General features: G+C 68.8%; 21 protein-coding genes and 1 pseudogene. 9 read left to right on the top strand and 13 right to left on the bottom strand.

Features of this window, described 5'->3' with window-relative positions:
- Positions 1 to 13 precede the first annotated feature (13 nt).
- Genes BLU77_RS13770 through BLU77_RS22150 form a run of 6 tightly spaced genes read left to right on the top strand, consistent with a single transcriptional unit; the run spans position 14 to position 3,976 of the window.
- On the top strand, positions 14 to 352 hold the full coding sequence (locus BLU77_RS13770; protein ID WP_089773680.1) for an STAS domain-containing protein: 339 nt from the start codon (positions 14 to 16) through the stop codon (positions 350 to 352).
- Positions 342 to 1,241: a patatin-like phospholipase family protein gene (locus BLU77_RS13765; RefSeq protein WP_089773679.1), complete on the top strand. Its 900-nt coding sequence runs from the start codon at positions 342 to 344 to the stop codon at positions 1,239 to 1,241. The genes BLU77_RS13770 and BLU77_RS13765 overlap by 11 nt, the downstream gene beginning before the upstream one ends.
- Positions 1,234 to 2,118, top strand: a complete 885-nt coding sequence (locus BLU77_RS13760) for a patatin-like phospholipase family protein (RefSeq protein ID WP_175477106.1) — start codon at positions 1,234 to 1,236, stop codon at positions 2,116 to 2,118. Before BLU77_RS13765 ends, BLU77_RS13760 begins: the two co-directional genes overlap by 8 nt.
- Positions 2,115 to 3,290, top strand: a complete 1,176-nt coding sequence (locus BLU77_RS13755) for a PP2C family protein-serine/threonine phosphatase (protein WP_089773677.1) — start codon at positions 2,115 to 2,117, stop codon at positions 3,288 to 3,290. The genes BLU77_RS13760 and BLU77_RS13755 overlap by 4 nt, the downstream gene beginning before the upstream one ends.
- Positions 3,291 to 3,324: 34 nt before the next feature.
- Positions 3,325 to 3,780 carry a GNAT family N-acetyltransferase gene (locus BLU77_RS13750; protein WP_089773676.1) on the top strand — a complete coding sequence of 152 codons (456 nt, stop codon included), beginning with the start codon at positions 3,325 to 3,327 and terminating at the stop codon, positions 3,778 to 3,780.
- A gap of 13 nt (positions 3,781 to 3,793) precedes the next feature.
- Positions 3,794 to 3,976 carry a hypothetical protein gene (locus BLU77_RS22150; RefSeq protein ID WP_175477045.1) on the top strand — a complete coding sequence of 61 codons (183 nt, stop codon included), beginning with the start codon at positions 3,794 to 3,796 and terminating at the stop codon, positions 3,974 to 3,976.
- Here the strand turns inward: BLU77_RS22150 and BLU77_RS22690 are convergent.
- Both BLU77_RS22690 and BLU77_RS13740 read right to left on the bottom strand, forming a co-directional pair.
- Positions 3,899 to 4,069: pseudogene (locus tag BLU77_RS22690) on the bottom strand (nucleotidyltransferase domain-containing protein); the annotation flags it as partial. The gene BLU77_RS22150 and the pseudogene BLU77_RS22690 overlap by 78 nt on opposite strands.
- Before the next feature lie 18 nt (positions 4,070 to 4,087).
- Positions 4,088 to 5,083, bottom strand: a complete 996-nt coding sequence (locus BLU77_RS13740; protein WP_089773675.1) for a zinc-binding dehydrogenase — start codon at positions 5,081 to 5,083, stop codon at positions 4,088 to 4,090.
- Positions 5,084 to 5,262: 179 nt separating this feature from the next.
- Here BLU77_RS13740 and helR point away from each other — a divergent pair, with 179 nt between their 5' ends.
- The gene (gene helR / locus BLU77_RS13735; protein WP_089773674.1) at positions 5,263 to 7,401 is read left to right on the top strand and encodes an RNA polymerase recycling motor ATPase HelR; all 2,139 of its coding nucleotides are present in this window, start codon (positions 5,263 to 5,265) and stop codon (positions 7,399 to 7,401) included.
- Between the two features lie 61 nt (positions 7,402 to 7,462).
- Here helR and BLU77_RS13730 read toward each other — a convergent pair whose 3' ends face one another.
- A complete protein-coding gene (locus BLU77_RS13730) occupies positions 7,463 to 9,010 on the bottom strand; it encodes an alanine/glycine:cation symporter family protein (protein WP_089773673.1) in 1,548 nt (515 codons plus the stop codon).
- Between the two features lie 212 nt (positions 9,011 to 9,222).
- On the opposite strand from BLU77_RS13730, the gene BLU77_RS13725 reads away from it, so the two are divergent.
- A complete protein-coding gene (locus BLU77_RS13725) occupies positions 9,223 to 10,434 on the top strand; it encodes a DUF1593 domain-containing protein (protein ID WP_089773672.1) in 1,212 nt (403 codons plus the stop codon).
- A 33-nt stretch (positions 10,435 to 10,467) separates the two neighbouring features.
- Here BLU77_RS13725 and BLU77_RS13720 read toward each other — a convergent pair whose 3' ends face one another.
- Positions 10,468 to 11,826 carry a pectinesterase family protein gene (locus BLU77_RS13720; protein WP_175477105.1) on the bottom strand — a complete coding sequence of 453 codons (1,359 nt, stop codon included), beginning with the start codon at positions 11,824 to 11,826 and terminating at the stop codon, positions 10,468 to 10,470.
- A 122-nt stretch (positions 11,827 to 11,948) separates the two neighbouring features.
- Between BLU77_RS13720 and BLU77_RS13715 the strand changes: the two genes are divergently transcribed.
- The gene (locus BLU77_RS13715) at positions 11,949 to 13,043 is read left to right on the top strand and encodes a glycoside hydrolase family 28 protein (RefSeq protein ID WP_217632461.1); all 1,095 of its coding nucleotides are present in this window, start codon (positions 11,949 to 11,951) and stop codon (positions 13,041 to 13,043) included.
- A gap of 113 nt (positions 13,044 to 13,156) precedes the next feature.
- Here BLU77_RS13715 and BLU77_RS13710 read toward each other — a convergent pair whose 3' ends face one another.
- From BLU77_RS13710 to BLU77_RS13675, 9 genes are all read right to left on the bottom strand, one after another.
- Positions 13,157 to 15,253: a YyaL domain-containing protein gene (locus BLU77_RS13710; protein ID WP_089773670.1), complete on the bottom strand. Its 2,097-nt coding sequence runs from the start codon at positions 15,251 to 15,253 to the stop codon at positions 13,157 to 13,159.
- Positions 15,247 to 16,563 carry a DUF5605 domain-containing protein gene (locus tag BLU77_RS13705; RefSeq protein ID WP_089773669.1) on the bottom strand — a complete coding sequence of 439 codons (1,317 nt, stop codon included), beginning with the start codon at positions 16,561 to 16,563 and terminating at the stop codon, positions 15,247 to 15,249. Before BLU77_RS13705 ends, BLU77_RS13710 begins: the two co-directional genes overlap by 7 nt.
- Complete coding sequence (locus tag BLU77_RS22380) at positions 16,560 to 17,327, bottom strand: DUF5605 domain-containing protein (protein WP_217632460.1); 768 nt, start codon at positions 17,325 to 17,327, stop codon at positions 16,560 to 16,562. The genes BLU77_RS13705 and BLU77_RS22380 overlap by 4 nt, the downstream gene beginning before the upstream one ends.
- On the bottom strand, positions 17,324 to 17,977 hold the full coding sequence (locus tag BLU77_RS22375; RefSeq protein WP_217632459.1) for a DUF5060 domain-containing protein: 654 nt from the start codon (positions 17,975 to 17,977) through the stop codon (positions 17,324 to 17,326). Before BLU77_RS22375 ends, BLU77_RS22380 begins: the two co-directional genes overlap by 4 nt.
- Entirely contained in the window at positions 17,974 to 19,083 is a 1,110-nt protein-coding gene (locus tag BLU77_RS13695; protein WP_089773668.1) for a sialidase family protein, read from the bottom strand. Before BLU77_RS13695 ends, BLU77_RS22375 begins: the two co-directional genes overlap by 4 nt.
- Positions 19,076 to 21,103, bottom strand: a complete 2,028-nt coding sequence (locus BLU77_RS13690) for an ABC transporter substrate-binding protein (protein ID WP_089773667.1) — start codon at positions 21,101 to 21,103, stop codon at positions 19,076 to 19,078. Before BLU77_RS13690 ends, BLU77_RS13695 begins: the two co-directional genes overlap by 8 nt.
- A 99-nt stretch (positions 21,104 to 21,202) precedes the next feature.
- Positions 21,203 to 22,273 carry an ABC transporter ATP-binding protein gene (locus BLU77_RS13685; RefSeq protein ID WP_089773666.1) on the bottom strand — a complete coding sequence of 357 codons (1,071 nt, stop codon included), beginning with the start codon at positions 22,271 to 22,273 and terminating at the stop codon, positions 21,203 to 21,205.
- Positions 22,270 to 23,412, bottom strand: a complete 1,143-nt coding sequence (locus tag BLU77_RS13680; protein ID WP_089773665.1) for an ABC transporter ATP-binding protein — start codon at positions 23,410 to 23,412, stop codon at positions 22,270 to 22,272. Before BLU77_RS13680 ends, BLU77_RS13685 begins: the two co-directional genes overlap by 4 nt.
- Positions 23,390 to 24,652, bottom strand: coding sequence for an ABC transporter permease (locus BLU77_RS13675; protein WP_217632458.1), 1,263 nt, complete (start codon positions 24,650 to 24,652; stop codon positions 23,390 to 23,392). The genes BLU77_RS13680 and BLU77_RS13675 overlap by 23 nt, the downstream gene beginning before the upstream one ends.
- Between the last annotated feature and the right edge of the window lies 1 nt (position 24,653).

Genomic DNA, 24,653 nt, shown 5'->3' with positions numbered 1-24,653 from the left:
GAGAGGAAGATCCATGGAGATCGAGATCCACCCCGATGAGCATGCCGCGGTCGTCGTCATCTCAGGCAGTGTCGACGGGCTGACGGCCGAGACACTGCTCGGCACTCTGCAGGGCTACGTCGAGGCCGGCCACACCCGACTGGTCGCGGACCTGACCCAGGTGGAGTACACCAGCAGTGCCGGGTTGCGAGCCCTGCTCGCCACGGTGAAGCAGACCCGCCAGCATGGCGGTGATCTGCGCCTGGCCAGCATCAATCCGCCGGTGCGCAAGGTGCTGGAGCTGAGCGGCTTCACCAGCATCATGAAGTGCTTCGACGACGTGCCCAGTGCTGTAGGCAGCTATGCCGGCTGAGGACCCCGAAGCCGGCCGCGTGGAGACCGCCTCGGCGCCCGTGCCGCGCAAGCGCGTGGCCCTGGTCATCGGTTCGGGCAGCGTGCAGTGCGCGGCCGCCCTGGGTCTGTGGAAGGTACTGAAGCGCGAGGGAATCGACATCGACCTGCTGGTCGGGTGCAGCGGCGGGAGTCTGTACGCCTCGGTGATGGCGCTGGGCTATGACGTGGACACCTGCGAACGCTTGACCCGGGAGTTGTGGTCGCCGGCGCTCACCAGGCGTCGTGATGTCAGGTCACTGCTCTCGGCGGCGCTGCCGCGAGTCTTCGGCTTCGATGGTTCGTTCGGCATGGTCAGCGACCGCCAGCTCATGGTCACGCTCGAGGAACTGTTCGGCGACAGGCGGCTGGAGGACTCTGCCGTGCCGTTGCGCGTGGTGGCCACCGACGCGGCAGACGGTCAGATGGTGGCACTCGCGGATGGACGGGTGCGCGACGCCGTGCGCGCGAGCATCGCCATCCCCTACATCTGGAAGCCCTGGGAGGTGGACGGGCGCATGCTGTTCGACGGCTGCGCATCGGATCCACTGCCGGTGGATGTGGCGATCCGGGAGGGTGCGGAGGTGATCCTCGCGATGGGTTTCGAGAGCCCGTTCCCGAGCCGGGTCCGGTCGGCGACCCGATACGCGTTCCAGGTCAACAGCATCTATACGAACAACCTGTTTCGCGCCAACTACGCCTTTCACAACCTGGCCCATCACGCCGAGATCATCCCGGTGCTGCCGGAGTTCGATCGACCGATCCGGTTGTTCGACACCCACGAGATCCCGTACGTGATCGAGGAGGGCGAGCGCGCCGCCGATGCGCAGGTGGGCTACCTTCGGCAGGCGCTGGCGGCCGTGGATGGCTGAAGAAGTTCCCGACGGCGTGGCGCCGCCTCGTGGCCGCCCGAGGCTCGCCCTCGTGATCGGTTCGGGTGGCGTGAAGTGCGCGGCCGCCGTCGGGATGTGGAAGGTGCTGCAACGTGAGGGCATCCGCCCTGATCTGGTGGTCGGGTGTAGTGGCGGGAGCCTGTACGCCGCGGCGATGGCGCTGGGTATGGATGCGCTGGAAGCCGAACGACACAGTTTCCGGATGTGGCACGGGCTGTTCTCTCGGGTGCACTACCGCTCGTTGCTACGCAGTGTGCTGCCGCGCAGGCTGGGCTTCAGTGAACGCATCGGCCTGGTCGACGATCGGGGCATCGCCACGGTATTGCGCGAGCTCTATGGTGAGGCGCGGTTCACGGACACGCGCATCCCGTTGCACATCGCCGCTACCGACCTGCACTCCGGTGAACGCGTGGGCCTGACTTCCGGTGCGGTGTTCGACGCGGTGCGGGCGAGCATCGCGATGCCGCTGCTGCTCCGGCCGTGGCCCGTCGGCGACCGCCTCCTCATCGACGGCGGTGTGTCGGACCCGTTGCCGATCAGCCTGGCGATCCGGGAGGGTGCCGACGTCATCGTGGCGATGGGGTTCGAGACACCCGCGATGGAGCGGATGGACTCGCTGCTCGGCGTTGCCCGCCAAGCACTCTCGACCACGACGAACCACCTGCTGCAGTCGACCTACGCGTTCTACAGTGCCGTCCATCACGCCGAGATTGTGCCGATCATGCCTGAGTTCGACACCCCGATCGGCGTCGGCGACACCCACCTCCTGCCCTCGATCATGGAGCACGGCGAGCGCGCCACTCTTGAGGTGCTGCCGTACCTGCGCCGGCTTGACCTGGTCGAGGAGGCGCCATGAGCACTGTGGTCGATGCCCAGGCGCGGATCCTCGTGGTCGACGACACCGAGGCCAACCGGGACCTGCTGGTCCGACGCCTGCACCGTCAGGGCCACGCCACCGCCGTGGCCGGCGATGGGCGCGAGGCCCTCGACCTGCTCAGCGCCGACGACTTCGACCTGGTGCTGCTCGACATCATGATGCCGGACATCAACGGTTATCAGGTGCTGGAGCACATGCAGGCCGACGAGGAACTGCGCCACATTCCCGTGATTCTCATCTCCGCGCTCGATGACACCGACAGCATCACCAAGGGACTGGAGCTCGGCGCGGAGGACTATCTGCCGAAGCCGTTCAACCCGCACATCCTGCGCGCGCGGGTTGGTGCCAGCCTGGCTCGCAAGCGCCTGCATGACCGCGAGCAGATTCATGCACGCAGCCTCGAGCGCGAGCTCGACATCGCCCGCGCGATCCAGGCCGGCTTCCTACCCGAGACGCTGCCGATGATCGACGGCTGGGACATGGCCGCGTGGTTCCAGCCCGCGCGTCAGGTCAGCGGCGACTTCTACGACGCCTTCGCGCTGCCCGGTGGGCGACGGGTCGGCCTCGTCGTGGCCGACGTCTGTGACAAGGGGGTAGGCGCGGCGCTGTTCATGGCGCTGATCCGTAGCCTCGTCCGTGCCTTGGCCGAGCGCATCGTCACCGAGCACGGCGAGCCCGCCGTACAAGCACGGGAGCTGATCACCGCGGTCAGTGACTACATCGCTCGCACCCACCATCGGGACCACATGTTCGCGACCATGTTCTTCGCGATCGTTGATGCCGGGACCGGCGATGTGGTCTACGTCAACGGCGGTCACGAGCCACCGGTGATCAGCGGCCCGCACGGTCCGCGCGCTCGCCTGAACCCGACCGGGCCCGCCGTCGGGCTGCTGCCTGGGCTGGAGTTCGGCGCGGAGCGTGCGACCATCGCCCCGGGCGAGACCCTTGTGGTGTACACCGACGGGGTCACCGACGCGGTCGATGCGGACGGCCAGCGCTACTCAGAGGAGCGTCTGCTTGAGCTGTTGACGTCAGAATCGGGGTTGGCCCGCGACACCGTGGAACGCATCCGTGCCGATCTCGGTGCCGATCCCAGCGACGGACTGTTCGACGACATCACCCTGCTCGTCGCGCACCGGGAATTGCGCTGACTTCCGCGCCAGACGGCCTGCTACCGTCCCCGCCATGGCGACAGAGCGTTTCGCACCGGCCGGTTTCACAGCGCCGACGTCCCTGGTCACCGAGCAGTTCCGCCTCGAGCCCCTGGGGCCGCAGCACAATGCCGCCGACCTTGCGGCGTGGACGTCGAGTATCGAGCACATCCGGTCGACGCCGGGGTATCCGGACGGCAGCTGGCCACCGCTCGATGGGATGACCCCGGAGGCCAATCTCGCCGATCTGCGCCGCCACGCCGAGGATTTCGCGGCGGGCAAGGGGTTCACATTCACCGTCCTGGATCCGGATAATGACGTGATCGGCTGCGTCTATCTGTATCCGCCCGAGGCGGACGGCTACGACGTCAGCGTGCAGTCCTGGGTGCGTGCCGACCATGCCGACCTCGATACCCTGCTCGCTGACGCCGTCGCCACCTGGATTGCGGCGGAGTGGCCGTGGAGGCGACCGGACCGGTACGGCCGCTGACCCGACGCCAGAAGTGGAGCAGGAACACCCGATAGAGCACGCCACCTGCGATCACGTCGAGATGGTGCGCCGCGCGATGCTCGGCATAGAGGTGCTCGGTCCAGCGCCGGCTCACCTCGGCCGGATCGGCGTCCTGCGCCACGCGCAGGACGAGGTCGATGTCGGAGAACGCGTCCTCCTCGCCACGTGCGGCTGAGCCGACCAGCGCCGCGGCCACGACGCCGTCGTCGACGCGAGCGCGCTCGACCAGGGAGTCTCGAATTGCCCCTCGCTCGGTGACGGTGAACATCGGTGCCATCCGTGCCCGCTACTCGCTCACCCGCACGATCACCTTCCCCGACGCTTCCGCATCCGCGGCCACCGCGAAGGCATCAGCCACCTCGTCCAGGGCGAACTCGTGGGTGATCACCGAGGCGATCTCGGGATGGTCGCTGAGCACCGTGATCGCTTCGTCGATCTCGGCGTCGTAGCGGAAGGTCCCTCGCAGGGTGATCTCCTTGGAGACGATCGGTGCCAGGTTCACCGGGCGGTCCTCGTTCGGCACGTTCCCGACCTGCACGAGCGTGCCACCACGCCGACACGCACCGAGCAGTGCGTGCAGCGTCTGGGGCAGCCCCGCACATTCATACACGACGTCGAAGAACGACTCGGGCAGCGGCGCCTGGGACACATCGACCGCGTGGTGCACCCCGAGGGAGCGCGCCCGCTCCAGTGGCCCGGACCGCACATCCGCGCACCAGACTTCCTCCGCCCCGTGCGCGAGCGCCGCAGCTGCCGTGAGTAGCCCGATCGGCCCGGAACCGGACACCAGCACCCGGCGCCCGGGACCACCCACCGCCAGGGCATGCAGTGCCACAGCCAGCGGCTCCACCAGTGCGGCCGTCCGGAGCGAGAGGCCGGCCGGCAGCGGGCGCACCTGGTCGGCGGTCACGATGAGGTACTCGGCCATGGCCCCCTGCGTGTGCGGGGAGGTGGAGGCGCTGCCGAGGAAGGTCCCACCCGGCCAGGTGTGCCGTGGCCCGTCCGACGGCGGCCCCCACGTGGAGGGATGCACCGTCACCGGGGTGCCGGGGTTGAGCAGGCCCGAGGGGTCGGACTCGACCGTGCCGGACATCTCGTGACCTGGAATGAGCGGATCGACGATGCGGAAGATCCCGGCGGCGCCGTCGGCGAAGTAGTGCAGGTCCGAGCCGCAGATGCCCACATAGGCCGGCCGAATCCGCACCTGGCCGGGCGTGAGTTCCGGAGCGGGACGCTCGTCGAACCGCATGTCACCTGGGCCGTGGATCCGAACCGCTCGCATGGTGGTGATCCTACGTCGCGCGGCTCGTCGCGCCATGGCGCCGACACGGCTCGCCCCATTCCCCTTGCCCTTTCCAAGGTATATCCCATGGGGGGCCTTGCGGCAAGGCCCCCTCCAGGGCGGAGAATCGACGCTCGTGCCCGCTCACCGGGGCACGTTCACCATCTCGGAGCCGCCCTGTGATCCCTGCTTCGCTCACCGCATTCCACCTTCCCGACTCCCTCGCCGCCAAGGCCGATCCCGCTCTCATCGAGGCCGACGACCAGTACTTCGCACTCCTCGCCGAGACGGTCGAGAACCAGGTCACCGACCTCAGCGACCGCATCGCCGCCCTGCGCAAGCAGCCCGGCGGTGGCGGCCAGGACGCCCTGGAACGCGACCTCAACATCCACCGCCTCACCTCACGCCTGCGCACCATCCGCCGGTTCGGCCTGGACCTGGTGCTCGGCCGGATGATCTCCGACGGCGGAGAGGCCACCTACGTAGGCCGCCTCGGCCTGACCGATTCCACCGGCCGCCGTCTGCTCGTGGACTGGCGCTCACCCGCGGCAGAGCCGTTCTTCGGCGCCACCCACGCCGACCCGATGGGTCTGGCCAGCCGCCGCCGGTACCGCTGGAGCCGCGGGTGGATCACCGACTACTGGGACGAGGTGTTCACCCCCGACGGCCTCGAGGGCCACGCCGCCCTGGACGACCAGTCCTCCTTCATCGCCACTCTCGGCACCAGCCGATCGGCCAAGATGCGCGACGTGCTCGGCACCCTGCAGGCCGACCAGAACGCCATCATCCGCGCCCCGTCCGACGGCGGCCTCGTCGTCGACGGCGGCCCCGGCACCGGCAAGACCGTGGTGGCGCTGCACCGGGCCGCCTACCTGCTGTACTCCGACCCCAGGCTCGGCGAAGGCCGGGGTGGGGTACTCGTCGTCGGGCCGCACCAGCCCTACCTGCACTACGTCAGCGATGTGCTGCCCAGCCTCGGTGAGGACGGGGTGGCCACCTGCACGCTGCGCCACCTGATCCCCGAGGGCGTGGACGCGGCCGTCGAGCAGGACGTCGAGGTCGCCCACCTCAAGGCCGATGCCCGGATGATCGACGCGGTCGAGAAGGGGATCCACTGGTACCAGGAACCACCCACCGAGGCGTTCACCGTCAAGACCGAGTGGGCGATCGTGCGCCTGACCCCGCAGGACTGGGCCGAGGCGTTCGATGCCGCCGACCCGCACGCGCCCCACAACGAGGCCCGGGACGACGTGTGGGAGGCGCTGCTGGACATCGTCATCGACAAGCACACCGGCGACGTCCCCGCGGACCAGCTGCGCCGGGCCCTGGGGCAGCATCACGCGTTGCGCGAGGAGCTCAGCCGGTCCTGGCCGATGCTCGACGCCACCGACCTGATCGGTGACCTGTGGACGGTGCCGGCGTTCCTGCGTCTGTGCGCCCCGTGGCTCAGCCGTGATCAGATCCGACTCCTGCAGCGCCCGGTCCCGGACGCCTGGACGGTGAGCGACCTACCGATGCTCGATGCCGCCCGCCGACTGCTCGGCGACGCCGAGGAGTCCGCCCGCCGCCGGCGCCGGCAGGCGGCCATCGAGGCCGACCGGGAGGAGATGTCGAACGTCGTCGAGCACCTGATGGAGACCGATGACTCCGACCTGCAGGTGATGCAGATGCTGCGCGGGGAGGACCTGCGCGACGCACTGGTGGACACCTCCGGCCTCGAGCGCGCCACCCCGGACCGGCTCGCCGGCCCGTTCGCGCACATCGTGGTGGACGAGGCACAGGAGCTCACGGACGCCGAGTGGCAGATGCTGCTCGCGCGGAACCCCTCGGCCAGCTTCACGATCGTCGGGGACCGCGCCCAGGCCCGGCACGGGTTCACCGAGACGTGGGCCGAGCGGCTGGAGCGGGTGGGCGTGCGCCGCGTACGCCAGGCGACGCTCAGTATCAACTACCGGACGCCGTCGGAGGTGATGGCCGAGGCAGAGCCGGTGATCCGCACCGCCCTGCCGGATGCGAACGTGCCGACCTCGATCCGCAGCAGCGGCATCGGGGTGCGCCACGGCGCCCGCTCCGAGCGGGACGAGGTGCTCCGGGCGTGGCTAGCCGAGAACCCCGACGGCGTCGCGTGCGTGATCGGCGATCCCACCTTCGCCCCGATCGAACGGGTGCAGTCGCTGACGGCGGAGCTCGCCAAGGGTCTCGAGTTCGACCTGGTCGTACTCGTGGATCCGGAGGCCTTCGGCGAGGGGATTGAGGGGGCCGTGGACCGGTATGTCGCGATGACCCGCACCACCCGGGAACTCGTGATCCTCACCTGAGGCGAAGTGACGGATATGCGTTGAACCTCGCCCTGTGGCTGCGAGGCGTGACGCATATCCGTCACTTCGGCGCAGCTGCGCCGCTGACCCGTTCCATCCCGGTGTCCGGATCGCGGGTCTCCCACAGGTCCGCACCCACGATCCTGACCGCGACCGGGTCGAAGAGCGGATCCAGGCCCTGCTTCTTCTGGCGCTCGTAGTCGCGCAGCGCCTTGAACGCCGGGCCCTGCAGGAGGAGGATGCCGACGATGTTCAGCCAGGCCATCAGTCCCACCCCGATGTCCCCGGCCAGCCAGGCCTCCTGCGCGGTGCTCACGCAGCCGATGAACGCGGCCGCCAGGGCCGCCGCCTGCAGCACCCGGGTAGCGATCCCGCCGAGGGTCGTTCCGGCGACCGCCTTCTTGGCTGCGGTGCCGAGCACGTATCGCAGGTTCGTCTCGGCCATGTAGTAGTACGCGATCAGCGTGGTGAGGCAGAAGAACAGCAGCGAGATCGCGATGAAGGAGGCGCCGGCACCGGTGAACACGGTGTCGAAGGCCGCCTGTGAGTAGGTGGGTCCCACCTCGACGCCGGCGTCGAGCACCCCCGGGTCCGCCATCACGGCCCCGTCGGCGCTCTCGCCCTCGAACACCCGGTAGGCGCCGGTGGACAGGATCAGGAACCCGGTGGCCGAGCAGACGAACAGGGTGTCGATGTAGACGGCGAAGGACTGCACCAGGCCCTGCTTCGCCGGATGCGAGACCTCGGCAGCCGCGGCGGCGTGCGGGCCGGAGCCCTGCCCGGACTCGTTGGAGTAGATGCCGCGCTTGACGCCCCACAGCACGGCGCTGCCGATGATGGCACCGAAGGCAGCGTCGGCACCGAACGCGCTGGAGATGATCGTGCTGATCACTCCGGGGATCGCGTCGGCGTTCACGAAGACCGCCACCAGCGCGGCGATGATGTACAGCACCGCCATGAACGGCACCACCACGGAGGCGAAGTTCGCGATCCGCTTCACACCACCGATGATGATGAACGCCAGCACGATGATCAGCCCGGCGCCCACCGCCCAGGTGGGGATCTGCCACGCGTTGTTCATCGCGACCGCCATCGAGTTCGACTGCACCCCGGGAAGGAGCGTGCCCATCGCGATCACGGTGACGATCGCGAAGACCATGCCGTAGACCTTCAGCGCTGGTGCGGCCCGGGTGTGCCGGTAGGCGCGGCTGAGGTAGTACGCCGGGCCGCCGCGGTACTCACCGGTGAGCGGGTCGCGCACCTTGTAGATCTGGCCGAGGGTGCACTCCACGAACGAGGTGGAGGCGCCGAGGAAGGCCATCACCCACATCCAGAACAGGGCGCCGGGGCCGCCGAAGGCGATCGCGGTGGCGACGCCGGCGATGTTCCCGGTTCCCACCCGCCCGGCTAGCGAGATGCTGAGGGCCTGGAAGGAGGACACCCCCGACGGCGACCGCTCGCCCTTGAGCATCAGGCGCACCATCTCCGGTACCTGACGGAGTTGGACGAATCGTGAGCGGAGCGAGAAGTACAGTCCCGCGCCCAGACACAAGTAGACGAAGACGTTGCTCCAGATCACGGAGCTGATGCTCTCGAGCAGTTCCACCACGGCCCCCCGTTGTCGATGTGTGGATGAAGATTGCCACACTGCGTGTTTCAGGTGGGGGACATTCGGGTTTCGCTCTGGCGTCGGGTGCCGCCCGAGGGCTCGCGCGCGAGTGACTCCAGCACGTCGTGGAGCTCGCACGTGACTGACCATGCACGGTTGACTAGGCTGGCTATTGCCCGGCAACGAGACCGGGGTGAGGAGTGGTTGCGCCGATGCCCGCTGCCCGACCCCCACGCGTGCTCGTCTCCACCGACATCGGCGGCACCGACCCCGACGACTTCCAGTCGATGGTGCACCTGTTGCTCTATGCGAACGTCCTGGACATCGAGGGACTGATCGCCTCCCCGTACGGCAAGGGCCGCGCGGCGGACATCCACCGCGTGATCGATTGCTACGCCCGGGACCTCGACCAGCTACGCCGGCACGGCAACTTCCCCGAGCCGGCAGCCCTACGTGCGGTGGTCAAGCAAGGCTCCGAGCACCTTGCCGACCATCACGGAGCCACTGGCGCAACAGAGGGGTCGACGTGGATCGTCCAACGGGCTCGTGACGGCGACGATCGGCTCCTCGACGTCCTGGTCTGGGGCGGCCTGGACGACGTGGCCCAGGCGCTGCACGACGCCCCTGACATCGCCGAGCGCATCCGGGTGCACTACATCGGTGGGCCGAACACGATGTGGAGCGTCAACGCCTACGACTACATCGAACAGCAGCACCCGACGCTGCGGATGATCGAGTCGAACTCGACCTACCGGGGTTTCTTCGAGACTCACTCCGACGAGCCGGCGGAGCCGGAGAACGCCGAGTTCGTCCGCAACCACGCGGCTGGCAGCGGCGCGCTCGGGTCGTTCTTCGCCGCGCAGCTGCCGCGGCTGAAGATGGGCGACTCTCCCACGGTCACCTGGCTGCTGCACGGCTCGCAGGACCCGGCCACGCCGAGCTGGGGTGGGAGGTTCGTGCCGCTCTGGGACGGTCGGAAGCGTTCATTCGAGCGGCTGACCACGATCGAGGACGTGGCCGAGGTGAACGCCGTGGTGGAGATCTCGCTGCCGAAGCCGCCGAACTATACCGGTACTGACCGGACCCACCTCGTGGTCAACGACAGAACCCAGGGGCCGTTCCCGGCCGGCCACGACACGGGGAGCCGGCTCTGTTTCCGGCTGAGCGTCTACCAGGCCGGTGCCGTGACCTACCGGCTGCAGAGCTCACACGCGGACCTCGACAGCCGTGTCGGTGCGTTCACCGCCGTCACTCCGACCGAGAGTGCGGCAGCGGTGGTCTCGACCCGGCACCCTCGGTGGTGGAGTGATGACCCGGCTCCCGGCAAAGCAGTCGGTCCCTGGCCTGGTGCGCGCTGGATCAGCGCCTACCGGCGGGAGTTCCTCGGCGACTTCGCCGAGCGGCTGCGCTGGTGCCGCCGGTAGCCCCTGCCGGTGGCCCCCGGTCGACGGCCCGGCTCACCGAGGATCCCACCCGCCCAGCACGTGGGCAGGGCTCCGGAACCAGGCAGCCCCGTCCGCGTCCAGCTCGCCAGCGACGGGCGCGCGTCCACTGAGGTCGAGTGGGTGTCCGTCGAGGGTGGTGCTGCCGTACTCCTGCAGCCGCAGCCGCGAGGTGTCCCACGCGTCGTTGACATCGGTGGTGACCCAGCCGGTGGCGGCGACGTGCGCGTCCATCGCAGTATCGATGAACACCACCTGACTCCCACCGAACCGGGAGAGCTCCACCCGGCTCAGGTAGCTGGACCCGTCCGGCACGCCGGTCGCCCTGGTCAACCGGACGTCGACGAAGACGGCCCCCGGACCGTCGTCGGTGTTGCGGATCTGGGTGTAGTAGCCCCGGCCGAGCGCCTTGAGCTCGGTGCGCTCGACGAACAGGCCACCGGTGCCCCAGACGAAGTCCACATCGCCCTCGATGTAGCTGTCCGCCACGTAGCAACGCCCCTGCAGCCGCAGCGTGTCTTGGTGGCTGAGCAGCGAGACGTTGCGCACGGTGATCCGTTCGCCGTTGCCGCGCAGCGCCTCCGCCTGGCCGCCGCCGGCGGGGGTGCTGTTCCGGATCGTCAGGTTCTCCACCCGCACGTCGTCGGCGTCGATGCCGAACACCGCGCGCCAGCAGTTGAACCGGTCGGATCGCTCGATCACCCGCTTCGGGCAACAGCTCATCTCGATCGGTTCCCCGCGCATCGCCGCATCACCGTTGAGGAGGTCATTGTTGGCGTAGCTGATCACGGTCCGACGGCGGCCGGCGCCACGGAAGGTCAGGTGCGGCTTGGTCTGCGGGACATAGACGATCTCCTCGTAGGTCCCGGCCGCGATCGCGATCAGGACCTCGCGGTCGTGGTGTTCCGGGACGACGTCGACCGCGCCCTGCACGGTGCAGAAGTCCTTCCCTCCGGCGGCGTCCACCTCCAGCCTGGTCGCGCCGGCTGACGGCAGGGTTCGGGTGCGGAAGTGCCAGCCGTCCTCAGCCGTGACGCCGCCGTGGCCGCGGACGAACCCGGCATCCACGGTCACGAAAAAGTCCTCGTCCGGATCGAGGGCGTCGGGCAGGACGACGGTCACCTCCCCACCGGTGACCAGCACCGGGTGGTAGTGCCACTGGTGGAGCTCGCCGTAGTCGGACCGGGCGCCGCCGATCGGTCGCCGGCCTACCTCCGGATCGGCAAGGTCGATGGTCTCGACCACGGCACCGTCGCCGCGATGCACGCGCAGCCGGCCGCGCTGCCCGATCTCGACCGGACGGTCGAACCGAAGGCGTAGCGGAGTGTCCACGCACGCACCGGCACCAGCCGGAGACAGGTGAGCGTCGGGCATGGCTACCCCCGTCGAGGATGGACTGCGGCACGGGACCTCTATACGGGACTGATCCCGCGCCGTCTGCGCAGTATACGCATCTGACGCTACGATGATTGCGCACATCACGCGAAAGGAGCACGATGAGCGACGCCTTTCCGGCGGGTCCGGGCAGCGCCGAGGCACGCGCGGCGCAGATCCTCTCCCGGGTGGCACCGCCGGAGTTCGCCGACCGGGTCCTGGATATCACCGAGTTCGGCGCGACCGGGGACGGGGCGACCGACTGCACGGCAGCGTTCGCCGACGCGATCTCGGCGTGCTCCGCAGCCGGAGGTGGGCGAGTGCTCGTCCCGGCCGGACGGTTCCGCACCGGGGCGGTGCATCTGCTCGACGATGTGGAGCTGCACCTGGCCGCCGGAGCGGTGCTGGCGTTCAGCGACGACCCCGAGGATTACCTGCCGCCGGTCCGTACCCGGTACGAGGGCGTCGACTGCTACAACTATTCGCCGTTCCTCTATGCCTTCGGACGGCGGAACATCGCCCTGACCGGTGAGGGCGTGGTGGACGGCGGCGCCGACGAGCAGCACTGGTGGAACTGGGTGAAGAAGCCGGCGCCGCACGAAGGCCCGGCCAAGCAGCGACTCCTGGCGGCCGCGGCCGAGGGTGTGCCGGTGGCTCAGCGCGTGTTCGGCCCGGGGGACCACCTGCGCCCGAACCTGCTGCAGTTCGTCGACTGCGAGAACGTGCTTATCTCCGGGGTGACGTTCCATCGCTCACCGATGTGGACCATCCATCCGGTCCGGTGCCGCAATGTCACCATCCGCGGGGTGCTGGTGGACAGCCACGGGCCGAACAACGACGGCTGCAACCCGGAGTCCTCCCGGGATGTGCTGATCGAAGACTGCACGTTCGACACCGGTGACGACTGCATCGCGATCAAGGCCGCGAAGGGCCCGGACGGCTGGCACCCCGACGAGACCACTGCGGGAGTGGTGGTGCGGGACTGCCGGATGCGGGCCGGTCACGGCGGGGTCACCGTGGGCAGCGAAACCAGCGGGGAGTCTCGGATGTGGTGGCCTACCGGTGCCAGATGTCCAGCCCGGACCTGGAACGCGCCCTGCGGATCAAGACCAACGCCGAGCGCGGTGGCCACATCCGCGACATCCTGTTCGCTGACATCGAGGTGGGCGTGGTGCGCCAGGCAGTGCTGGAGATCGCCCTCGATTACGGCCGGGTGACCGAGGGGGCGCACCCGCCCGAGGTCACCGATATCGAGGTGCACCGGGTCAGTGCCGAGTCGGCCGGGAGCGGGCTGCGGCTGATCGGGCTGCCGCAGGCGCCGATCCGCCGGTTACGCCTGCGGGACTGCCCCGTCGGCCGGGTGGCCGGACCGGACATCGTGCGGGACGTGGTCGACTCCGATCTCGGCATCGGCGAACCGCAGCAGCTGCCACAGCGGTAGCGCGATCACCCAGGACGGGTTCCAGGTGTTGCTGTGGCCCTGGTCCTGCCAGTTGGTGACGAAGAACGCCTCACCCTGCTCTCCCACCACGTCGAAGCCCCACTCTCCCGGCGCGGTGCACACGCCCTGACCCATCGCGGCCACGATCGTCCGGCCCCAGTGCTGCAGGTGGGTGTCATCGGTGAGCCGGCCCAGCCGCCACAGGTCGAAACTGGGGAAGAACACGTCCAGGTGGTGGTTCTGCACACTGACCCCGGGCCAGCCGATGGCGCTGAAGCCCGCGGTGCGCAGCGGGGCGTCGGCGTCGTGCTGCGGATTCCAGTGGTAGACCCAGCAGAGCAGCCAATCAGCCACCACCTGCGCTCGCTGCAGGTACTCCTGCTCGCCGGTCAGGTCGTGCAGCGTCATCAGCAGTTCGAAGTAGCCGAGGCCGCCCTCCTTGTCCTCGCACGCGGCATCCAGGGTGGAGTGCGCGAACGGTCGCTCGAAGGTCCGGGCGTGGAGCTCGTGGTACGCCTCGCCCAGCTCCACGGCACGGGTGAGCAAGGCCGGTTGCTCGCAGACCTGCGCGGCCTGGGCGATGGCGCGGACCGCCGGGATACCGGCCGACCACGGCGGGTCGGTCACCGGCCGGCCGTCATCGGTCCACCCCAGCGGCACGAGTCCGGAGGGCAGCGTCGCCGTGCTGATGAACTCGGCGCCCTCCTGCAGCGCGGCGGGCCAGGCCGGCGGTACCGGCACCTGGTAGCGGCGCAGCAGCGAGATCATGTCGGCCAGGTCGCTGAGGGTTTCGCCGTGTGCTCGTGCGGAGATGACCTCGCGCCCCCGACGGCGCAGGCCCTGCCAGCGGCGCTCGTCGTGCAGGTAGGAGTTGTACCGCAGCCCGGGCACAGCGGTCCTGGACCCGTGCAGGTAGAACTCCGTGACGGCGAGAGCTCGCTCGAGGCGATCCTGCTCGCCCCGTTCCAGGCCCACCCACGCCTCGCACCATGCCAGCCGAAGGCACTGTCCGGTCCAGCCGTAGAGGAAGTCGACAGCCGGGCGCCCAGGCCGTTTCCGCGGCGCGCCCCAGGAGGGGAACTTCAGGTAGCCGGCCACCTCGCCGTCGACGAACGCGCGCGCGTCCAGGGCGGCCAGGCGTAGGTCCACATGACGGCGATCGTCCAGCGGACCGGTCAGCGCTCGCTCGGCGCTGTGGAACAGCGTGCGGCCGAGATGCACCAGCCGGCGGAAGCCGTGCCCGGGTTCGGCCCATCCCCGGTCCACGACGAACTGCTGGTGCAGCGTCTGGCCGGGAGGCAGGTCCCGATAGCCGGCCTCGGAGGCGGCTGTGCGTGCCTTGTGCACGTAGGTGACATCGGGCTCACCGTCGAACAGCGTGGCTCCGCTCAGTCCGAGCGCATAGGTGTCGTCGCCGGAGACGGCGCCCAGCGAGCCGTAGCGCACGCGGCCCTCGGCGTCCTCGTCCGGATCGGGCAGGGACACCAGGGTCAACGTGCCGCCCGCCTCGTCCTGCAGGCAGACGGCCGGGATCGGCAGCCGGTGCAGCTCGGTGACGAACCCGCCCCGGCTCACGTGCGGCACCGCAGCCCCCACCGCGTCACCGGGGTCGGCGGAAGGATTGTCGTGCAGCACCACCTGCGGGATCGTCACCTGGGCGCCGGCGGGGCCCGGCAACCGGAGCCCGACCACCAGGTCCTCGATCCGCGAAGCGGTGTCGTTGTGCCACTCCAGGTCCAGCTCGAGTCCTCGCTCGGTCAGCTGGGCGCGCACTTGCACCCGGAGTGGTCCGACCCGGCCTGCGACCCGGAGTGCGTCACCGTCCGTGGTGGTCTCGGCATCGGTCAGTCCCGGCACCTGCTCCCGCCACGGCCGACCCGTGGACAGGACGAGCATCCGGCTGAGCTGCTCCGGCAACCCCGGGAGGTCGGCTGTTGTGGCGGGCGCTCCGGTGATGAAGCCGGTCACCTCGTGCTGGTTCAGCATCGCGTCACCCGTACGGCCAGGTACGGCTTGCGTGGCAGGTCCAGCACGAACTCGCCGCTGAAGGTGCCGGGTACTCGCTCGACGGTCATGTTCCAGGTGTCCAGCAGTTCGACGGCGAACTCGGCGTCGTGGGGAACGCTGAAGCCGTGCGTCGAGTAGCGGTGCAGCCCGTGGTACTGCAGGTAGTACTGCCCGGGCCGGGAGAGGGTGAACGTCTTCGACTCGCCAGGATCGCGTGTCAGATCGGCCGGGGCACTCGCGAGGACACCGGCAAGGAACTCCAGCCGCGGTGCGGACTCGCCGCTCAGGTTGCCACCGTGCCGGCTCCAGGAGTGCCGCGCGAACTCCTCGGCGTGCCAGAAGTAGCCGCCGCGGACCAGTGCCCACCAGGCCAGTGAGACCAGATCCTCGGCGGTCCGGCCACCGGTCGGGGTCGGTAGGTCCCCTTCGGTGCCTACGTCCAGCAATGCCGGTTTGCCGAATGCACGCACGGGGTCGATCGCTTCCCATTGCGCGTCGTCACGCACGCTGCTGTGGCTGATCAGCCGGCGTCCGAAGTCGAACCGTGGCCCGGCGTGGACGGTGCGCGGTCGCCGGCCGTGATCGGCCTCGGCAACCAGGCGCAGCGCCTCGTCCCACGTAGCGGCGTCCACATGGGCGCGGTCCGCATCCAGAGCGAGGCACCACCACACGTTGCGGTAGGCGGCGAACCGGTGCACCACCTGCAGCAGGTGCTCGGTCCAGCCCGGATGGCCCGGAGCCAGGCCCTCAGCGTCGAACAGCACCAGCTCGGCCTGGAAGCCGGTGTCCCGCAACGCCACCACAGCGCTCTCGACGTCCTCCAGCTCGGCCGGCTCGGGCCACGTCGTGGCGCCCCGTGCCAGAACGGACATCCGCACTGCGCTGAACGGTGAGCGAGCCAGCGTGGCCAGCGATCCGGCGCGGGCCTCCGCGTCCTGCTCATGCCACCACAGCGCGGTGGTGCCGAGCGGATGGTGCGCGGCGCCGTCGGCGTGGGTGAACCGGGTGCCACGCACGCCCGCCGGGCCAGGGTCCTCGCCCTCGGCGGCCACGCACTCGAACGACCCGGTCCCGAGCGACCCGCCGTCCGGACCGGTCGCGGTGTATTCCCAGCTGCCGAGGAGGTCCGGTGCAAACCGGATCAGCCGGCGCCCGCCGACGGTCACCGGTTCGGCCACGGCCCACCGGCCGGAATGACTGAAGGTCGCTTCTGCGGCGTGGACCTCGGTGACATCGAGCTCGATCAGGTCCCAGCGCTCGACGGTGCGCGGCGATGCTGTGCTGCTCACGTTGTCCTCCGAACCCGCACCGCCAGGTCGGTGCGGTCCGGTAACGGAATCCGACACTGGCCTCGGTAGCTGCCCGGCAGTGTGGTCACGGTCATCTCCCACGTATCGATCAGGTCCACCGTGTGCTCGTCGTCGCCTAGGTCCAGGTCGTGGTGCGCGTACCGGCGCTCGCCCAGGTAGTCCAGCCGGTAACCGTCGGCGCGGGCCGCGATCCAGTCCGGCGGGCCCTCGGCGATCACCTGGCGGAGGAAAGCGATCCGGGCGGGGCTCTCGCCGACGAGCCGGCCGCCGGCGGAGATCCAGGCCGGCTTGGAGTCCACGTAGCACTCGCCGTGGCCCATGAATCCGCCACCGGCCATCGTGCGCCAGAATCTCCGGGTGAGGTCACGCCCGCTCAGGTTGCCCCACCGCCGGCTGATGTCTCCCTCGTAGCCGATCTCGTCCAGGACGACTGGCTTGGCGTGGCGGCGGCGCCATTCGTCGGTCAGCCCGGCATCCCAGTGCTGGATGCTCTGGTGCGTCGTCCACGGCTTGCTGAAGTCGTAGACGGAGGCGTACTCGTACATGGCGGTGCCGTTGTGGATCGAGGCCAGCCGGCGGTACGGGTCGATCCGCTGCAGGTACTGCAGCAGATCGTCCCAGTCGGCCATCGTCTTCGCTTTGTTGAAGTCGAACTCGTTGGCCATCGACCACCACACGTTGCGGAAGGCTCCCAGCCGGGCGACGACGTAGCGCACGAACCGGCGGTCTTCTTCGGCGGTCATGTCGTCCACCCCCAATGCCCCTTGTCATAGGGGTGGAAGAGGATCAGGTCCGCCTCGATGCCCAGCCGCTGCAGGTCGAGCACGCGTTCCTCGACGTGCGCGAAGAACTCCGGATCGAACCGCGTCTTGTCCAGCCGGCCGGGTTCGTCCCCGACGAACGCCAGCCGCGGCGGACGCATCCCGCCGGTGGGCAGCAGACACATCCGGACCTTGTTGAACGGAGAGTCGGCGAGCGAGGCGAGCGTCTCGGCCTCGTGCGCCCGGTCGCCGGTGTGGGTCCAGTGGTAGCAGGTGGTGCCGAACGACTCGTGCCGGGTGCCGTCCGCGTAGCGGAAGGTGGATCCACCGGCGACGTGCACCGGGCCGTGGTTGTCCGGGCCGGGAGGAGTCACGTTCAGTTCCCCGGTCCGGCCGTCGAGCTCGGCTGCGCCGCTGTGGGTGCGGAAGGTCCACCGGCCCTCCTGGTCCGGGCTGAACCGGATCCGGTAGCGGCCGTCGCCGTCGTAGAAGCCGCCGACGCTCACCTCCCGGTTCCGGCGCTGGAAGGTGGCGGTCAGTTCGACGTCGATGAACGGGTTGCCGGCCGAAGGTCCGTTCAGCTCGATCTCGTACAGCCCCCACCGCTCGACGGCGTCCGGTCGGTTGGTCATGTGGCGTCCTCGGTCGTATCCAGCGCCAGGCCGGCCTCCGTCTGCCGCGCGATCCACTCGGGCTGTAGCCGAACGTGCTTGATGGTCTTGCGGAGGTAGGAATAGGCGATCTGCAGGGCGCCGTCGGAGGTCTGGATCATCGTCGGGTAGGAGTAGCCGGCCGGGGCATCCTTGTACTCGAGGTCGGCCACCTGAAGGTTCCGATGCGCCGGCCAGGTGCGGCCGCCGTCGTCGGACAGCGCGAGCGTGAGCGGTGTGCGCACCGCCTTCTTCCGCCAGCTGTCCCCGGAGGGGACGAAGCGGAACTGGTCGCGCTCCATCGTGGCGTCGTTGTAGACGGCGGCGAGCCGCCCGTCCGCGAGGGCGATCTGGTGCACCGCCGAGTTGTTGTTCGGCAGCGTCGTGCGCACCGGCGCGGTCCAGGTGCGGCCCAGGTCGGTGGACTCCGAGGCGTACACCCGATCCGCCGCCCGGGACCGGAACAGGCCGAGCAGGCTGCCGTCGCTGCGCGGGGCGATACTCATCTGCACGCGATGCCGGCTCCCCGGTACCTCGCGCACCTCCCAGCTGCGGCCGTCGTCGGCACTGAGCGCCACCACGCTGTACTCGCCGTCGGAATCCACCTGATAGGCCGGGAGCAGCCAGGTGCCATCAGGAAGGAACAGCGGCGGGTTGCGCAGGAAGAAGCCAGGACCGGTGAACAGGGTCTCCGGCTCAGACCAGGTGGCCCCATCGTCGTCGGAGACGCGCGCAAGCACGTGGGCGTCGGTGCGGTGGTGCGGGGTGTTCGAGGTGTGCAGCAACCAGATCCGACCCTCCGGCGCTCGGAACAGCACCGGGTTCTGCTCCGAGCGGTCCGGGTCGGCGGCCATCAGTCGCGGCTGTTCCCACTGCGCCGTTCCGGCGGGCAGGCGGGAAAGCACCACGTTGGTCTCGCGGTCACCCTCCTGGGGCCCGTTGAACCAGGCGCAGAGCAGGTCGCCAGCGCTGGTCTCCACCAGCGTCGCGGCATGGCTGTCCACCGGATGCAACACCGGGAGGAGAGCCTCGGTCAGCTCGGGATCGGTGGTAGAGCGCCTGAGGCGGCCGTCGAACCGCTTATCCATCCTGTACTCCAAAGAAGTAGTGTTCCGGGTGGCTCGGACCCGGTGCCGTGTAAGCACTCTCACCAGGCAGACTGGCCGGGACGTTGCCCATGGTGTTGGTCGCGATCCCGTAGGTGGTGGGACGGGTGCAGACGCCGATGAGGTTGAACTGCTCCTTGGCGATCGCCAGGATCTCCTGGCTCAGTGCCGAGGCCTCCTCAGTGTCGTAGGTGTGCAGGAGTTCTTCGAAAAGGTCGAGTGAGCGGCGCCAGGGCTCCGGTGGCCTGGACCCGTCGGAGCCGTCGCTGCGCCACCAGGTGCTCCACTCGTGGCCCCACATGGAGCTACCGCGCGGATTGGACGGGACCCAGTAGTGGTTGGACCCCATCGTCGGCCGCGGCTCGTAGAAGCCGGCATCGGAGACGCTGCACACAGATGCGCCCGCCTCCACTCGCTCCCAGAACAGGCTGGCGGCGACCGGCTGGACGTTCATCCGGATCCCGACCTCTGCGCAGTCGGCGACGATCAGCTCGAGCGCGTCGATGTGGCCCGACTCCTCCGACCGCACCAGGACCGAGAACTCGACAGGTGATCCCTCGAACAGCCGGATCCCGTCGGAGTCGGTCTCGGTGAGTCCGGCCTGGTCCAGTGCTTCGTTGGCCTTCTCCACCGAGAACTCGGTGTACTGCGTGCCCATCTCCTCGTCGTAGCCGTACTGCCCCTCCAGCGGGGCGATCTGCCACGGGATTGCCTGACCGGAGTACACCGAGTCGATCACCCGCTGGCGGTTGATGGCGTGCGAGATGCCGACGCGGAAGTCCTTGTTCCGGAACAGCCCTGCCAACGGGCCTTCGGTCATGGTTTGGTTGAATGCCAGGGCGATGGCGTTCGTACCAGCCGGCCCCACGTCGAAGAGCCGATAGCCCCCGCTCTCGGCGTTGTCAGAGATGACCGGCAGGTTCTCGATGGTGTTGAAGTGCCCCATCTGCATGTCCAGGTCGCCATTGGTGATCTGGAGGACCTCGACCTCCGGGTCCAGCAGGATGTCGGCACGGAACTCGTCGATGTAAGGCAGCTGCGACCCGTCCGGGTCGGTCTTCCAGTAGTAGGGGTTCCGTTCACACACCACAGCATCGCCGTCGCCGATGGCCTCGACCAGCCTCCAGGCGTGCAGCGTCGGTAGGTCCGCACTCATCCAGTTCTGGCTCTTCACCTGAAGCAGCTGGATCCAGTCGTCGTGACCCTCCGCTGCGACGAGCTCATCGACGTCGGGGTTGTAGGTGGGGTGGAACTCCTTCAGGTAGTGCTTCGGCAGCACCATCACCCGGTTGCGGCACTGTTCGTGCAGCCAGCCGGGCTTCGGACCATCAAAGATGTAGCGGATCGTCCAGTCGTCCACTTGCTCGAACGTTGCCGGGGAGCCGTCGCTCGGGTTGGTCCACATGCTGTAGATCCCGAAGGGGTGGAACTCCGCACTGGCGTTGCAGTCCTCGAACGCGAAGCGGTAGTCGTCGACTGTGACGGGTTCGCCATCGGACCAGCGCAGTCCCTCCCGGAGGGTGAACTCGAAGACCGATCCATCCTCCAATTCACGGAACGATTCGGCGATGTTCGGCAGAATCTCCTCGGTGCCCGGCGAGTTTGTCCAGTCCCGTGCCCAGCGCACGAACGGCTCGTAGCCGACCGTCTTGTCCAACCAGGACGTGTCGTCCTGGGTGATCATCGCCGAGCGCCAGGTGCCGCCGTACTGCCCGATCTCAGCGTTCGGCTCCACCACCAGCGGTGTTCTCGGCAGTCGCTCCTCGACCGGTGGCAGGTCCCCGGCTTCCACCTGGGCGGCCAGCGAGGGCGCCTCCGGACCCTTCGGCCCTGAGCTCGCACCACCGTCACCGTTCTGTGCCGGGTCGGTGTCGAAGAACGAGCAACCCGCCAGTGATGCGGTGGCGGCGAGTCCGCCGCCGGTCAGCAGCAGGGACCGGCGGCTGACCGCGCGCGACCACATCGGCTGGTGAGCACTCGAATTATCAAGGTGGGGAAACATCGTCGTTCTCCTCTTCTTGGTGGGGTCGGTAGAGCAGTCCGAGCGGACCAGCCGGGGCGCCCCGGCCGTCAGGGTGCGGGGCGAGACAGGGTCGACCTGTCATGCCACCAGGTCCTCGATCCCACGCAGCCCGAGCTCCTCGCTGAAGTGGCAGGCCACGCGACGCCCGGGGGAGATCTCCCGGAGCGGGGGCACATCGGTCCTGCACTTCTCCTGCGCGTAGGCGCACCGGGTGCGGAACGGGCAGCCGGAGGGGACGTTGGTCGGGTCGGCCACCTCACCCTGGAGCACGATCCGTTTCCGGGCGCGTGCTGCGCTCGGGTCGGGGTTCGGCACCGCCGAGAGCAGCGCCTCGGTGTAGGGGTGGTTCGGCCGGCGGTAGAGGTCGGCAGTGGGCCCGGTCTCCACGACGTGGCCGACATACATGACCACCACCTCGTCGGCCATGTACTCGACCATGCCCAGGTCGTGGGAGATGAACAGGTAGGTCAGGTCCTCGTCCGCCTGAAGGTCCTTCATCAGGTTGAGGATCTGGGCCCGGACCGAGACGTCGAGAGCGCTGACTGCTTCGTCGGCCACGACCAGCCGAGGATTCAGGGAGAGCGCTCGGGCCAGGCCGACCCGCTGCCGCTCGCCCCCGCTGAAGGCGTTCGGGTAGCGGCGCAGGTACTCGGGCCGCAACCCGACGCGGCGGAGCAGCGTGGCGACCCGGTCCTCGATCTCCGACTCCGGAATCACCCCGTTCACCCGCAACGGCTCGCCGATGATGTCCGCCAGGGTCATCCTCGGGTTCAGGGAGGAGAACGGGTCTTGGAAGATCATCCGGATGCTCTGCCGGTACGGCTTGAGCTGTCGTTCCGTCAGCGGTGCCAGATCCACCACCTCGCCGTCGTCGCGCCGGTACCGGATCTCTCCGGAGGTGGGTTCGTACGCCCGCAGGATGCACCGGCCGAGGGTGCTCTTCCCACATCCCGACTCACCGACCAGCCCGACGGTCTGACCCTGCTTGACCTGCAGGTCCACGCGATCGACGGCCTTGACCTGGGCGACTGTCCGGCCCCACATGCCCTTCTTGATCGGGAAGTACTTGCTCAGCTGGCGAGTCTCCAGCAGCAGGTCGGAGGTGCCCGCCTCGGAGGTGTCGCTGACTGCCTGGGTGTCCTGGCTCATGTGGTCTCCTCGTAGAGCACGCAGCGGACTTCGTGGCCCTGCTCGTCGCGGATCAACGGTGGTGCTGCGGTATCGCACCGACCGGGTTGGAAGAAGTCGCACCGGTCGTGAAACGGGCAGCCACTGGGCCGGGCGAAGGGGTGCGGGACCATTCCACGCACCGGCGCCAGCCGGACGTCGCTGCCTTGCCCCAGCTTCGGGATGGAGTTCAGCAGCGCCTGCGTGTACGGATGGCGCGGACTCCGGAAGATCTCTGTGATCTCACCGCGCTCGACCACATTTCCGAGGTACATGACCGCGACCGAGTCTGCGAGCTGTGCCGCCACGCCGAGGTCGTGGGTGATCAGCATGATCGCCATGCCGAGCTCGTCGCGCAAGGATGCCAGCAGCTCCAGGATCTGCGCCTGGGTGGTGACGTCAAGTGCCGTCGTCGGTTCGTCGGCGATCAGCAGCTCCGGGTCACAGGAGAGCGCCATCGCGATCATCACGCGCTGTCGCATCCCGCCGCTCAACTCGAACGGATACGCATCCACACGTGTCTCGGGTGCCGCGATGCCGACCCGGTGGAGGAGATCGATCGCCCTGTCCCGGGCGACCTCGTTGCTCACCGGGTTGTGTAGCTGGATCGCCTCGATGATTTGATCGCCCACCTTGTGCACCGAGGACAGGGACGTCATCGGCTCCTGGAACACCATCGCGATGCGCTTCCCGCGGACCGCGCGGATGACGGCAGGGTCGGCGCCGATCATCCCGACCATGCCCTCGGGTGCGGCGCCGGTGTCCACCTCTGGCTTGATTCTGCGCCTGAGCCGGCCGCGGAAGAAGCTGGATCTGCGTGCCGTTGCCTCCACCTCGTCGGCCGGGGGCCGGGGCACCCAGACCTGGCCGCCGACGATCTTGCCGGGCCGGTCCACCAGTTGCAGGATCGATCGGGCCATCACGCTCTTGCCGCAGCCTGACTCGCCGACGACGGCCAGCGTCTCGCCACGATGAATCGTGAGGTCGACGCCGTCGACGGCTTGCACCTCACCGTCGTCGAGCTGGAACTCGGTGCGCAGGCCGCGCAGCTGGAGCACTGGTGGTGCGTCCGGATCCAGCCGACGTGCGGCGGTCTGGTCACTTGTAGGGGTCTGCTGCATCACGCAATCCATCTCCGACGAAGTTCATGGCCAGGACTGTGACGAAGAGTGCGAGACCGGGAAGCATGAGCCACGGTGCCGTCTCGATCGTCCGGATGTTCTGCGCATCCTGGAGGAGCACCCCCCAGCTCACCGCCGGGGATTGAAGACCGAGCCCGAGGAAGCTCAGTGCCGTCTCGCCGAGGATCATCCCTGGGACCGACATGGTGAGCGAGGCGATCAGGTGGCTGGAGAAGGAGGGCACCATGTGGCGGAAGATGATCCGTGGTCTGCTGCAGCCGTCCAGCAGTGCGGCGGTGATGAAGTCCTCCTCTCGTAGCGAGAGGAACTTCCCTCGGACTTCTCTGGCCATCCCCGTCCAGCCGATCACGGAGAGTATCGCCGTGATCGCGAAGTAGCGGGCCAACGGTCCCCAGGATGCGGGGATTGCTGCCGAGAGCGCCAACCACAGCGGCAACGTCGGGATCGACATGAGGAACTCGATGATCCGCTGGATCAGCGTGTCCGGCTTTCCGCCGTAGTAGCCGGAGATGCCGCCCAGGACAACACCGAGGATCAGGCTGACTGCCACGCCGACCAGGCCGATCGAGAGCGAGACGCGGGAGCCGTAGATGATCCGGCTCAGCGAGTCGCGTCCGGCGCGGTCCGCGCCCCACAGGTGGAACGTGTGGTCGGGGTTCTCGGGACCGATGAGGTGCAGGTCCATCGGGAACAGGCCCCACATCTGGTACGGCTCGCCGCTGACGAAGAGACCGACCGGGATGTAGCTGTTCTCGTCGATCTCGAACTCGTTCGCGAACGTCTCCGGGTTGCGGGTCACCAGGAGGTCGTGGACGTACAGCCCGAAGCCCTCGGTCTCGTGGTAGATGTGCAGTTCCTGAGGCGGGGCGTAGGTGTAGTCGGGGTTCTGCGCGGTCGCGGTGGTCGGGGCCAAGATCTCGGCGAACGCCACCACGAAGTAGATGGCGAGCACCACCCAGGCGGAGACGAAGGCGACCTTGTGCTTGCGGAACCGACGCCACACCAGTTGCCACTGTGACGCCGTTCCGCCCTGCACGGCGGCCGCCCTGCTCGGGTCGGGCGTCGGTGCTCCCCCCGCCGCGTCATCGCCGGGGGCCGGCTTGGGTACCTCCATGCCGGCCTGTACCATCGTGGAGCCCGCACCGGCAGGGTGCAGTTCGGCGCCCTCGCTTGCCCTGGCCCCGACGCGGTCGAGGGAACGGTCTGTCTCTTCCGGCATG

This window comes from Ruania alba (assembly GCF_900105765.1).
Lineage (GTDB): Bacteria > Actinomycetota > Actinomycetes > Actinomycetales > Beutenbergiaceae > Ruania > Ruania alba.
This window is presented reverse-complemented; position numbering and strand designations above follow the sequence as displayed.

Coding starts and splice junctions, on each gene's coding strand:
- BLU77_RS13675 (WP_217632458.1), bottom strand. CDS start 24,652: ATGCCGGAAGAGACAGACCGTTCCCTCGACCGCGTCGGGGCCAGGGCA.
- BLU77_RS13770 (WP_089773680.1), top strand. CDS start 14: ATGGAGATCGAGATCCACCCCGATGAGCATGCCGCGGTCGTCGTCATC.
- BLU77_RS13750 (WP_089773676.1), top strand. CDS start 3,325: ATGGCGACAGAGCGTTTCGCACCGGCCGGTTTCACAGCGCCGACGTCC.
- BLU77_RS13695 (WP_089773668.1), bottom strand. CDS start 19,083: ATGGATAAGCGGTTCGACGGCCGCCTCAGGCGCTCTACCACCGATCCC.
- BLU77_RS13755 (WP_089773677.1), top strand. CDS start 2,115: ATGAGCACTGTGGTCGATGCCCAGGCGCGGATCCTCGTGGTCGACGAC.
- BLU77_RS22380 (WP_217632460.1), bottom strand. CDS start 17,327: ATGACCGCCGAAGAAGACCGCCGGTTCGTGCGCTACGTCGTCGCCCGG.
- BLU77_RS13720 (WP_175477105.1), bottom strand. CDS start 11,826: ATGCCCGACGCTCACCTGTCTCCGGCTGGTGCCGGTGCGTGCGTGGAC.
- BLU77_RS22375 (WP_217632459.1), bottom strand. CDS start 17,977: ATGACCAACCGACCGGACGCCGTCGAGCGGTGGGGGCTGTACGAGATC.
- BLU77_RS13690 (WP_089773667.1), bottom strand. CDS start 21,103: ATGTTTCCCCACCTTGATAATTCGAGTGCTCACCAGCCGATGTGGTCG.
- BLU77_RS13685 (WP_089773666.1), bottom strand. CDS start 22,273: ATGAGCCAGGACACCCAGGCAGTCAGCGACACCTCCGAGGCGGGCACC.
- BLU77_RS13715 (WP_217632461.1), top strand. CDS start 11,949: ATGAGCGACGCCTTTCCGGCGGGTCCGGGCAGCGCCGAGGCACGCGCG.
- BLU77_RS13725 (WP_089773672.1), top strand. CDS start 9,223: ATGCCCGCTGCCCGACCCCCACGCGTGCTCGTCTCCACCGACATCGGC.
- BLU77_RS13710 (WP_089773670.1), bottom strand. CDS start 15,253: ATGCTGAACCAGCACGAGGTGACCGGCTTCATCACCGGAGCGCCCGCC.
- BLU77_RS13680 (WP_089773665.1), bottom strand. CDS start 23,412: ATGCAGCAGACCCCTACAAGTGACCAGACCGCCGCACGTCGGCTGGAT.
- BLU77_RS13765 (WP_089773679.1), top strand. CDS start 342: ATGCCGGCTGAGGACCCCGAAGCCGGCCGCGTGGAGACCGCCTCGGCG.
- BLU77_RS13740 (WP_089773675.1), bottom strand. CDS start 5,083: ATGCGAGCGGTTCGGATCCACGGCCCAGGTGACATGCGGTTCGACGAG.
- BLU77_RS13760 (WP_175477106.1), top strand. CDS start 1,234: ATGGCTGAAGAAGTTCCCGACGGCGTGGCGCCGCCTCGTGGCCGCCCG.